This is a genomic window from Rheinheimera sp. (genome assembly GCF_020217005.1).
GTDB lineage: Bacteria > Pseudomonadota > Gammaproteobacteria > Enterobacterales > Alteromonadaceae > Pararheinheimera.
This window is the reverse complement of sequence record NZ_JAIWOI010000012.1, coordinates 1-10,000: the sequence shown is the minus strand read 5'-3', so window position 1 is coordinate 10,000 and position 10,000 is coordinate 1. Positions and strand designations below refer to the sequence as shown.

11 protein-coding genes are annotated in these 10,000 nt (G+C 46.5%); 6 read left to right on the top strand and 5 right to left on the bottom strand.

From position 1 onward, the window contains the following. A partial coding sequence (locus LDL40_RS00625) for a PhoX family phosphatase (RefSeq protein ID WP_300992647.1) occupies positions 1-1,559 on the top strand: 1,559 nt, incomplete at its 5' end. Positions 1,560-1,620: 61 nt separating this feature from the next. Here LDL40_RS00625 and LDL40_RS00620 read toward each other — a convergent pair. Further along, positions 1,621-1,869, bottom strand: coding sequence for a DUF2798 domain-containing protein (locus LDL40_RS00620; protein ID WP_300992645.1), 249 nt, complete (start codon positions 1,867-1,869; stop codon positions 1,621-1,623). Between the two features lie 287 nt (positions 1,870-2,156). On the opposite strand from LDL40_RS00620, the gene LDL40_RS00615 reads away from it, so the two are divergent. Continuing rightward, a complete protein-coding gene (locus LDL40_RS00615) occupies positions 2,157-2,699 on the top strand; it encodes a hypothetical protein (protein WP_300992643.1) in 543 nt (180 codons plus the stop codon). 16 nt (positions 2,700-2,715) lie between these two features. On the opposite strand, the gene LDL40_RS00610 is transcribed toward LDL40_RS00615, so the two are convergent. From LDL40_RS00610 to LDL40_RS00595, 4 genes are all read right to left on the bottom strand, one after another. Further along, positions 2,716-3,084 (bottom strand): putative quinol monooxygenase, encoded by a 369-nt coding sequence (locus tag LDL40_RS00610; protein ID WP_300992641.1) that lies wholly within the window; start codon positions 3,082-3,084, stop codon positions 2,716-2,718. Positions 3,085-3,103: 19 nt separating this feature from the next. Further along, positions 3,104-4,018, bottom strand: coding sequence for a pseudouridine synthase (locus LDL40_RS00605; RefSeq protein WP_300992639.1), 915 nt, complete (start codon positions 4,016-4,018; stop codon positions 3,104-3,106). A gap of 58 nt (positions 4,019-4,076) precedes the next feature. Next, positions 4,077-4,631 carry a cytochrome b gene (locus tag LDL40_RS00600; RefSeq protein WP_300992637.1) on the bottom strand — a complete coding sequence of 185 codons (555 nt, stop codon included), beginning with the start codon at positions 4,629-4,631 and terminating at the stop codon, positions 4,077-4,079. 91 nt (positions 4,632-4,722) lie between these two features. Next, positions 4,723-5,997, bottom strand: coding sequence for a DUF4010 domain-containing protein (locus LDL40_RS00595; protein WP_300992635.1), 1,275 nt, complete (start codon positions 5,995-5,997; stop codon positions 4,723-4,725). Between the two features lie 180 nt (positions 5,998-6,177). Between LDL40_RS00595 and LDL40_RS00590 the strand changes: the two genes are divergently transcribed. From LDL40_RS00590 to LDL40_RS00575, 4 genes are read left to right on the top strand one after another with little or no spacing between them, the layout of a single operon-like run. Next, entirely contained in the window at positions 6,178-6,816 is a 639-nt protein-coding gene (locus LDL40_RS00590; protein ID WP_300992633.1) for a TetR/AcrR family transcriptional regulator, read from the top strand. Positions 6,817-6,819: 3 nt separating this feature from the next. After that, positions 6,820-7,764, top strand: a complete 945-nt coding sequence (locus LDL40_RS00585; RefSeq protein WP_300992630.1) for an HlyD family efflux transporter periplasmic adaptor subunit — start codon at positions 6,820-6,822, stop codon at positions 7,762-7,764. Further along, a complete protein-coding gene (locus LDL40_RS00580; RefSeq protein ID WP_300992628.1) occupies positions 7,761-8,690 on the top strand; it encodes an ABC transporter ATP-binding protein in 930 nt (309 codons plus the stop codon). Before LDL40_RS00585 ends, LDL40_RS00580 begins: the two co-directional genes overlap by 4 nt. After that, positions 8,674-9,795 carry an ABC transporter permease gene (locus tag LDL40_RS00575; RefSeq protein WP_300992625.1) on the top strand — a complete coding sequence of 374 codons (1,122 nt, stop codon included), beginning with the start codon at positions 8,674-8,676 and terminating at the stop codon, positions 9,793-9,795. The genes LDL40_RS00580 and LDL40_RS00575 overlap by 17 nt, the downstream gene beginning before the upstream one ends. Positions 9,796-10,000 lie beyond the last annotated feature (205 nt).

Below are 10,000 nucleotides of genomic sequence, written 5' to 3'. Positions count from 1 at the left end.
ACCAAAACAGTAACGAAGGTTTGTTGGTGTTTAACCATGAATATTTGGATGCCAACGTTTTGCACCCTATGGGTCCTACAGGTTTACCCCGTCCTGCAGATGAAGTGCGTAAAGAAATTGCGGCGCATGGCGTCACTGTAGCTCATGTCAAAAAAGATGCGCAGGGCCAGTTCCAACTGGTACAAGGCAGCCCGCTGAATCGCCGGATCACAGGTGCAACACCTATGGATATCACAGGTCCTGTGCGTGGTAATGCCAAAGTCGTGACTAAGTACAGCCAGGATGGTACCCGTACCCGCGGTACTCTGAACAACTGTGGTAACGGTTTTACGCCGTGGGGCACTTATTTAACCTGCGAAGAAAACTGGGCAGGTTACTTTATGAATGCCGATGTGACTCAGCCGCGTGAACATAAACGTTATGGCGTTGGCAGCAAAAATGGTCGTTATTATTGGGAAACTGCAGATTCAGGTGCCGATCAGTACCAACGCTTTAACGCGTCTACTATAGCCGCAGACTCTTACAATGATTACCGCAACGAACCTAATACTTTCGGCTGGATAGTTGAAATAGACCCATTTAATCCGGACAGCGTACCACAAAAACGTACAGCTTTAGGCCGTTTTGGCCACGAAGGCGTAATCTTTGGGCCTGTAGTCGAAGGCCAACCTATTACTCTGTACTCAGGTGACGATTCTACCTTTGAATACATCTACAAATACGTCTCCAAAGCCGCATATTTCAAAGCGACAGCTGGTGGTCATTTATTAAATGAAGGTACTTTGTATGTGGCTAAATTTAATGCAGATGGTTCTGGTGAATGGTTAGCATTAGATGTAAATAATCAGGCGCTGATGGCTAAAGCAGCAGCTGCTGGCGTGAGCTTCGAAAGTCAGGCTGATCTGTTAATTAATACCCGTCTGGCCGCTGATATTGCAGGTGCCACTAAGATGGACAGACCTGAATGGGGTGCTGTGCACCCTACTACAGGCGAAGTCTATTTCACCCTGACCAACAACACTGGCCGTAAGCCTGAGCAAATTGACCCGGCGAACCCTCGTGCGAACAACACGACTGGTCATATTATTCGCTGGAAAGAAAACGCGGCAACTCAAGGCTTAAGCTTTAACTGGGATATCTTCCTGTTAGCTGGTGACGTAGGTACTGCAACGCCGGGTACTAACCTGACATTGACTGCAGATAACCATATGGCAAGCCCGGATGGTTTGTGTTTCAGTGCAAACGGTCTGCTGTGGATCCAAACCGATATGAGTGGCTCTCAACAAGGCGAAGGTCCATATGGTAACAACCAGATGCTGGTTGCAGATCCAGTGACCCGATCAGTAAAACGCTTCCTTGTTGGTCCTATAGATGCTGAAGTAACAGGTTTAGCTTTTACACCAGATTTAAAAACTATGTTTGTTAATATCCAGCATCCTGGCGACCGCTCTACCCCAACCCAGTACACCAGTCACTGGCCAGCCAACGATGGCACCAGCAGACCTCGTTCTGCCACTGTGATTGTCACTAAAGATGATGGCGGTGTGATAGGCTCTTAACCCTGATCCTAACTCTAAAAAACGCCGGTCTTACACCGGCGTTTTTTTTAACAGTACTTGGTTAAGGCACTTCAACCACCAGCGCAGCCAGTTTGCGAACTACAGGCAAGATCAACAGTAAAACCGGATAAGCAACCACCCAGGATAAACCCCAGGCCCCCAACCAGACTGTCAGCTCAAAGCCACTCAAACCTGAGCTTTTAACAGTACTGATCAAAGACACTATGCAGCTCATAATAATGGACAAAATCAACGGCATTACATACGCCATGGACCTGGCGGGTAATTTTCTAAATACAGCCTTAGTCATCTTCAGCACCTATCAATTCAACAGGCCGCTATGATATGGACTACGTCAGGCTTTTCACATCAAATCGACGGCATCTGCGGTTAACTGATCAAAACACAAGCCAAATTGCATCCCCCCTGATTCAGGCACGTAAGCCAAAACGCAGAGCTGCCAATTACAGCCGGAAGCCTTGCTGACAGCAAGCCGCAGTTAAGATCTAAAAATTTACATTGAGTAACAATAAAAATATCATTTGAAACAATAAAAATCTTATAATCCCTTTTTTCATAACAGACAAGGACCCTTTAATGAAAAAGCTATTCTGCACCCTATCTATTGTTGCTTGCTTGTTTAGCCTGCAGAGCTTTGCTTCAGAAAACGCTCAGGACGAGGGAAAAATCATTTACATGAGCACAACAAATTACCAGTCAGGCCTGGATCTGGGTTTGGTTCAGGTGAAACAAAACCGCTATGAAGAAGCTTTTAAAACCATGATGCTTTACGCTCAATACGGAGAAAAAATAGCTCAGTATGTGGTGAGCACCTATTTACTGTCAGGCAAAGGTACAACACAAGATGTCACGCAAGGCCTGGTCTGGTTAGCCTTGGCATCAGAGCAGGAACAAGTGGAGTGGAAGGACCGCTTTACTTCGATTACCAGTAAATTAACACCAGAGCAAATGGCCTACTTAAACGAACAAATTGCCTTAAGCAAAGCTAAATATGGCGCCAAAGCTCAGTTTATGTTTTGTGCTTTGGAAAGAGAGAAACTAGGTTCAAACCTGCAGGTGCACAGATGCAAAAAATACGTCAATGCACAGCAGGAAGTTAAAATACGTCAATTTAACTAGTTAAGCTGAGCCCGGCTCAACTAACGACATCCCCCCGGCTTAACAGCGGCGCGTCAAAATTCTCTGGCTCGTCGCTGTAAACACAAACATTCCAATCTTGTGCCAGTCCGGTTTCCGCCAGACAATAAGTCTGAAAAAACTCTTTAATTTCATTGCGCTGACAATGAGCTTCAAAACTTGGCATATCAGCCCAAATTTCATTAAAAACGATAGGAAAACTTTTACCTTCAGCAAAAGGGCTGGCAATCTGGCGCGTCACTCTGTACTGCAAACAGCCATCTTCTCTTAAGGTATTGGCTTCCAAACCCTGCAGCACCTTAAAAAGTGCGGCTTCTTTGCCAGGCTTAGGTAAAAACTGGGCTATACAATAGACTTTCTTCGACATGAGAGTTCCTTCGAACGTATTAACACAATGTCCAGCTTTGCAGCTGGCGGCTTGATTCAAATTGCTGCTGCTGTCCTGTAACAGGGTCAACAAAACTTAAGCCTTTGGCCAGCAACTGCAACGGCTGGCTATAGTCGGCCTTGCCAGTTTTCTTCGGTAATAACTCGGGGTAGTAGCTGTCAAACAAAATAGGACAACCCAAAGACATCATATGCAAACGTAACTGATGGGTTTTGCCGGTATGAGGGCTTAATTCAAATAAACCAAATTTAGCTTTTTTGTCCACTAGCGTCAGACTGGAGTGCGCATTGACCTCTCCTGGCACCTGCTGCATTAAAAACGCCGGAGTAGATTTTTCCAGCCGGTTTTTTACCTGCCACTGCGCTGGCAACTGCAGTGTTTGCATCTGCGCAGGCAACTGAGCCACAGCCAGATAACTTTTGCGGATCATCCCTTGTGCAAACAACTGATAATACAAAGGCCGACTTTGACTCTGGGCTGAAAACAACACTAATCCTGCAGTCTCTTTATCCAGCCTATGGACTGCAACCAGATCATTCAGCCCAGTCTGACGTTTTACCCTTTCCAGCAAACATTCGTTAACGAATTCACCGCCAGGTGTCACTGGCAAAAAATGCGGTTTACAGGCAACCACTATGTGGTCGTCCTGATAAACAATCTGATGTGCAAAAGGGATCACGGGTTCAACCGCCACTTCACGGTAGTAACATAGCCGTCTGCTGGGTAAAAAAGCTGTGCTGGCGCTTACTGCCTCGCCGCCAAACCAGTGCACTTTGCCGTCTTGCACTCTTTGTCGCCAAACATCAGCTTCAATACGGTTGAATTTTTCAATCAGAAAATTCAGTACTGTTCCCCAGCCCAGATCTTTGGGAGGCAAAGTAATTTCAGAAGCTTGATTTGCTTTAATGCTCATAGGCCCTCGCTTAAGAGGGCCAGAGTTAAAACAATTCGCAGAAACACGTCAACCTGTTTTAGCTGTTCTGATTAAATAAACCAGGCAACATACGTTTTAAGGTGTTGTCTTTGTGCTTGTAATGATGAGCCAGAGCCCCCAGCGTATGCAAAGCGATCAGGGCATAGCCCGCCTTCCCCACTAACTCATGAATTTCTTTTAAAGAACTGGCCAGATCCGGATCTGGCCCTATCAAAGCCGGCAGTTGAAAACCCCAAAACGGAATAACTTTATCGCCGGCACTGAGCACCAGCCAGCCGAGCAATGGCATTAGCACTAAGAAGCCATAAAGAGCCAGATGCATCAACGCAGAGATTTTCAGCGCTAAGGCCGAAGGTGCAGGCTCTATCGGAGGTATAAAACTAAAACGCCTGACAATTAAACGTAACAATGTGATAAACCATAAACTCAGGCCTAGTACAAAATGCACTTCTTTCATCAGATCGCGTTCTGGTGTGCCACGCTCAAAAATACTTCTAAATTCAATACTGACGTAAATGGCAACAATCAACAGCGCTGTTAACCAATGCAAACGCACCATCCAATTGCTGTAACTTCGTTGTGAACCCGACATAATCACCTCTGTTTTTTAAAGATTTCTTTTCAATTCTGTCCAGTTAAACTTAAGGCAAGCTGAGCTTTAACATGGCATTTGAAACTATTTTTTAGCTCATACTAAATACCAATAACCCAACCATGCCCAAAATCAGAGTGGCAAGGCTGATACGCCACGCCAAAGTTTTAGTACCAAGTAGCCAAACCATAGAGGTTTTCACCAGCGAATTACTCAAGATAGCTATACCTATAGCGATAGCAGCCAGCTCAAAAGACTGGCTGCGGCTGGCGTAATCCGCCATAGATAAACTGATAGCATCTACATCTGTCAAACCGGCCAGAGCTGCTAACCAATATAAGCCCTGACCCGGTGCATAGTGTTCAGCCAGTTTGACCAACAACAGTACTAGTGCAAATAACAAGGCAAACTGAATAGCGGACCATAAACTAAAGGGATTAGTGACAGCAACCACAGCCGCTGATGTAGTTTGTAACCTGTGTCCAGCGAGAAAAAATGCCGCAGCCAATACAGCTGTGACCAACGCAAGTGACAGCAGAGGCCAAAGCAGTTGTTGCATAAGTGGTACAGAAACTGCGGTTATAATCAGTAAAACTCTGGCAAACATCACCAGCCAGGACACTAAAATACCAGCCGCCAGCCTATTGGCTGCGCCAGGATCTGTTTCGGTTTTACTACTGCGGGCGAAGCTCAACGTCATGGCGGTAGAGGACACCAATCCACCCGTCAGCGCAGTGATCACAGTCCCCCGGACCGAGCCCAAAAAACGCACCGCAACATAACCCACCAAAGATAATCCTGAAATTAAAATCACCAGCAGCCAAAGCTTATAAGGATTCAATGCCTGCCACGGATCCACAGTTTCATTGGGTAACAACGGCAACACGATAAAACTGGCAATGAGCAGCTTTAAAGCGGCATACAAGTCATCTGCGCCAATTTTACCAACCAATACATGCAAAGGCTCCCGAAACGCCAGAATAGCTGAAGTTAAAATAGCCAAAGAGACGGCAATCTCAGCAAAGCCAAAAATAACAGCCCCTCCTAACAAACAGACTGTAATAGCAGACAGTTCGCTGGTTAAGCCCAAAGCTACAGCCTTGGTTTTATTTTCCAGATAATAAGAACTCAATACTATGACTGAAACAGCGGCCAGGGCAGCAATAAAGAGCCAGGGCGTCTGCAAAAACACCGACAGCCAGGCACTGACAGCACCTAATTGCGCAAACAGAATATAAGTGCGGACTCCGGCAAAAGAACCTGAATGCTCATTGTTTTTATGTTTTTCTCTTTCTATGCCCACTAAAGCGCCTATTAATAGGGCGATCAAAAAGTTCTGCACCAGCGTGACATCAAATCCCTGCATAATTTCTGTGAACTCAGACTGTTAGTTAATTGCACCCAGCATAGCTGAGTATGGAACTTTGTACTGACCTAAACTTTGATATTCATCAAGGCCTATGCATTTGGTGAATTAATTCACTGGGCCAGATCCTTAATCTCTCCTAGCATATTCATCAGACGATTAATTAATCAGGTAAGCCCTATGACAGCACTACCAGGTCGCCCCAAAGGTGATTCAGATACCAGAGCCAGATTGATCCACGCAGCCCGCTGCCTTTTCGTCGCTCAGCCTTACACTAAAGTATCAACCAGGTTGCTTGCCAGCCATGCAGGCACAAATGCAGCCATGATCCGTTATTACTTTGTCGATAAAGCTGGTTTATTTGAAAGCATGATCAAAGAGACCTTTGGGCCTTTACTCGAGCAGATGCGTCAAATTTTGTCTCAACCAGGAGAGCTGAAAATTGCTGAATTATTTACGCGTTATTATCAGGTGATGGGACCTCATCCGGATCTACCCAAGCTCATGTTGCGTAGCATGCTGGACCCCCAAAGCACTGAAAATCGTCTGGTCGCCAGAGTATTTGCCGAGTTTATGCAAGGTGCTATTCAATTGATAGGCCAGTCTTTGCAACAACCTCAGCATCTACAACAAGGGGTGGATGCGCAACTGGCTCGTCTGTCCCTGATTGGTCTTGCTGTCTTTCCCTTTATCGCTCCACCTCAAACCTTACGCAGTCAGGGTATCGAACTTAGCCCTGAGTTTTTAACCAGACTTGCCCAACACAACCAGCGACTGGTGAGTCAGGGTATTTTTAAAACAGCTAGTCCGGAGTCATGATTTATGAAAACCAGCCTTATAGGCCCACTGTTACTTCTGCTGTTGTCAGCCTGCAGCAAAGCGCCACATACCACGGCTTTTGGCACTTTGGAGCGAGACAGAATTACCCTATCGGCCACAGCCACTGAACTTATTACTGCTGTTTATGTGAAAAAAGGTCAGCAGGTCAAAAAAGGGGACGTCTTATTGCAATTGGATAACCGCAGGCAGCTTTTCAGAGTAGAACAGGCCAAAGCAGAAATGGATATGCAAAAAGCTGCGCTTGAACTTCTGCAACTTGGCAGCAGATCTGAACAAACCGCAGCCGCAGCGGCCCGGGTCAATTCAGCTTTAGCACTTTATCAGGAGGCAGCAAAAAACTATCAGCGCCAATTAGAGGTTAAACAGCGCGGCCTGCAAGGCCAGGCGGCAGTCGACACAGCTTTGGCACAGCGGGACTCGAGTAAAGCTCAACTGGACAACGCCAAACAACAGCTGGCTGAACTTGAGCATGGCAACAGACCTCAACAAATTCAACAAGCCGAGTTCCAGCTTGTCGCAGCCACTACGCTTTATCAACAACAACAACTTCTGCTGGACGACTTAACCATTAAAGCGAGCAGAGATGCAGTCGTAGACGATTTGCCCTGGAAGCTCGGAGAAAGAGTAAATTCAGCAGCGATTGTCGCTGTACTACAGGCCGATTCAATTCCATATGCCAGAGTGTATTTGCCAGAGCCTTATTTATCTCAGCTTAAAGTGGGCGATCATGTGCAGTTAACCGCCGATCATCTGACGCAGACCTTGAGCGGAAAAATCCGTCAAATCAGTGCCGAAGCTACCTTTACTCCCTACTACGCCTTAAACCAAAAAGAACGTTCGCGTCTGATGTTTTTGACAGAAATAGACCTGGACGCTTCGGCCGCTGCTTTACCTACAGGTTTACCTGTCCAACTGGTGTTGCCATGACAGATATAGTGATCCAAACCCGAGGCATGACTAAAACTTTTGGTCAATCCATTGCTGTTAATCAATTGGATCTGACTGTACCCAAAGGCTGTATTTATGGTTTTTTAGGCCCAAATGGCTGCGGTAAATCAACCTCTATCCGGATGCTGACCGGATTATTAACACCCAGTTCAGGCCGGATTGAAGTCTTGGGTTATCAGTTACCTCAGCAGGCAGAGCAATTACGCCAGCGCATTGGCTATATGACACAGAAATTTTCTTTGTACGACAACTTAACCCTGCTGGAGAACCTGCAATTTGTCAGCAAAATCTATGGCTTGGGTGGCCTTGCTGCCTCAGAACGGATCAAACAGTTAATGGGTCTCTATCAGTTAGAACAGCGTAAACACCAAATGGCAGGCTCTTTAAGTGGCGGTCAGAAACAACGGCTGGCATTGGCAGCAGCCACCTTACACCAACCGGATTTACTTTTTCTGGATGAGCCTACTTCGGCTGTCGACCCGGAAAACCGCCGTGAGTTCTGGGAAAGGCTGTTTGATTTAAGTGAAGCAGGTACCACTATTCTGGTCTCTACACACTATATGGATGAAGCCGAACGTTGCCATAGACTGGCTATTTTAGAACTTGGCGAAAAAAGAGCAGACGGCACGCCGGCAGAACTTATGGCCGCCATGCCAGTGCACGTGCTGGAGGTCAGTGGTCCAGGTCTGAGGGCAATTAAACAGCAAATGCTACGTCAGCCTTTGATTGTCTGCGCAGCTCAACTTGGTTCACGACTGCGACTGCTGGTCAGCGATCAGCAGCAGCAACCCGAACTCTGGTTATCAGGCTTACTGGGGCCAGCCTATCAAATAGAGCAGGTCAGACCCAGCCTGGAAGATGTGTTTGTAACCAGCACAGGAGTGGGTTATGCAGAGCATCATTAGAATTAGTGCCATCATATTTAAAGAGTTAAAACAGCTGTCCCGTGATCGCATTACTTTCGCTATGGTGGTGATGATACCGCTGGTGCAACTGCTGCTGTTTGGTTATGCCATTAATACAGATGTAAGGTATTTGCCTGCGGCTTATGTCGATCTAAGTCAAACGGCCAGTTCCCGCCTGCTGCTTGACCGCATCCGCGCCACTCAAGTGGTGAACTTTGTCACCCACTACGATTCGATGGTGGCAGCCGAACAAGCTATTACAGAGGGCAAAGTAAGTGCTGTGTTATACCTGCCGGCAGATTTAGAGCTGCGACTGTTGCAACTTCATCAAGCCGCAGCTAAAACCCTGGCCCGCCCAGCCGGGCATTGGGTAGTAGATGGCTCAGATCCTATGATATCCAGTGCGGTGCGGGGCTTGAGGCTGATGCCATTGCAGGAAGACAGCAAAACGATCACCAAAACAGCGGTCAGCTTTGAAGTGGTCAGTTACTTTAACCCCGAGCAACGTACGGCAGTCAACATAGTGCCAGGCCTAATTGCTGTGATACTGACGATGACAATGATCCTCTTCACCTCAGCCGCCATAGTTCGGGAAAGGGAACAAGGCAATATGGAGTTTTTGATCACTACGCCGATCAAACCACTGGAGCTGATGCTTGGAAAAATTGTGCCTTACATTTTGGTAGGTTTCATCCAGATGCTGATTATTTTAGCCTTAGGTCATCTGCTGTTTGATGTGCCTTTTGCCGCCGATCTGCTCTCGCTTTTTATCATCACTTTTTTGTTTATTTGCGCCAGTTTAGCTCTGGGTTTACTGATCTCAACAAAAGCTCAGACTCAATTGCAAGCCATGCAAATGACAGTTTTTGTGCTGCTGCCTTCTATTTTGTTATCCGGATTTATGTTTCCATTTGCCGCTATGCCTGAACCCGCTCAATGGTTAGCCGAACTTTTGCCCGCCACACATTACGTACGAATGATCAGGGCGGTGGTGCTTCGGGAAGCACACTGGTTTGATTTGGGTTTTGATAGCTTATGCCTACTGCTTTTTAGCCTGATAGCTTTGAGCATTGCTACGGCCCGCTTTAAAAAACGGCTGGATTAAAGGGCTATTTATCCTAATTTTGTGCCTTTCATCGCGGCAGGCTTGAATCAGTGCTCCACTGCACCCATTGCACTAATACTTTTATACCAAACGGTATTGAATGCAATAATCACTGTATATCGGAGCACTGATGATCCCATTTTCCATTTTAGATTTAGCCCCAGTCCCTGCAGGCAGCAGCATCAGCGACAGTTTTGCCAACAGC

Bases quoted from the DNA above. Each gene is read 5' to 3' on its own strand.
- LDL40_RS00620 (WP_300992645.1), bottom strand. From the start codon at position 1,869: ATGACTAAGGCTGTATTTAGAAAATTACCCGCCAGGTCCATGGCGTAT.
- LDL40_RS00615 (WP_300992643.1), top strand. From the start codon at position 2,157: ATGAAAAAGCTATTCTGCACCCTATCTATTGTTGCTTGCTTGTTTAGC.
- LDL40_RS00610 (WP_300992641.1), bottom strand. From the start codon at position 3,084: ATGTCGAAGAAAGTCTATTGTATAGCCCAGTTTTTACCTAAGCCTGGC.
- LDL40_RS00605 (WP_300992639.1), bottom strand. From the start codon at position 4,018: ATGAGCATTAAAGCAAATCAAGCTTCTGAAATTACTTTGCCTCCCAAA.
- LDL40_RS00600 (WP_300992637.1), bottom strand. From the start codon at position 4,631: ATGTCGGGTTCACAACGAAGTTACAGCAATTGGATGGTGCGTTTGCAT.
- LDL40_RS00595 (WP_300992635.1), bottom strand. From the start codon at position 5,997: ATGCAGGGATTTGATGTCACGCTGGTGCAGAACTTTTTGATCGCCCTA.
- LDL40_RS00590 (WP_300992633.1), top strand. From the start codon at position 6,178: ATGACAGCACTACCAGGTCGCCCCAAAGGTGATTCAGATACCAGAGCC.
- LDL40_RS00585 (WP_300992630.1), top strand. From the start codon at position 6,820: ATGAAAACCAGCCTTATAGGCCCACTGTTACTTCTGCTGTTGTCAGCC.
- LDL40_RS00580 (WP_300992628.1), top strand. From the start codon at position 7,761: ATGACAGATATAGTGATCCAAACCCGAGGCATGACTAAAACTTTTGGT.
- LDL40_RS00575 (WP_300992625.1), top strand. From the start codon at position 8,674: ATGCAGAGCATCATTAGAATTAGTGCCATCATATTTAAAGAGTTAAAA.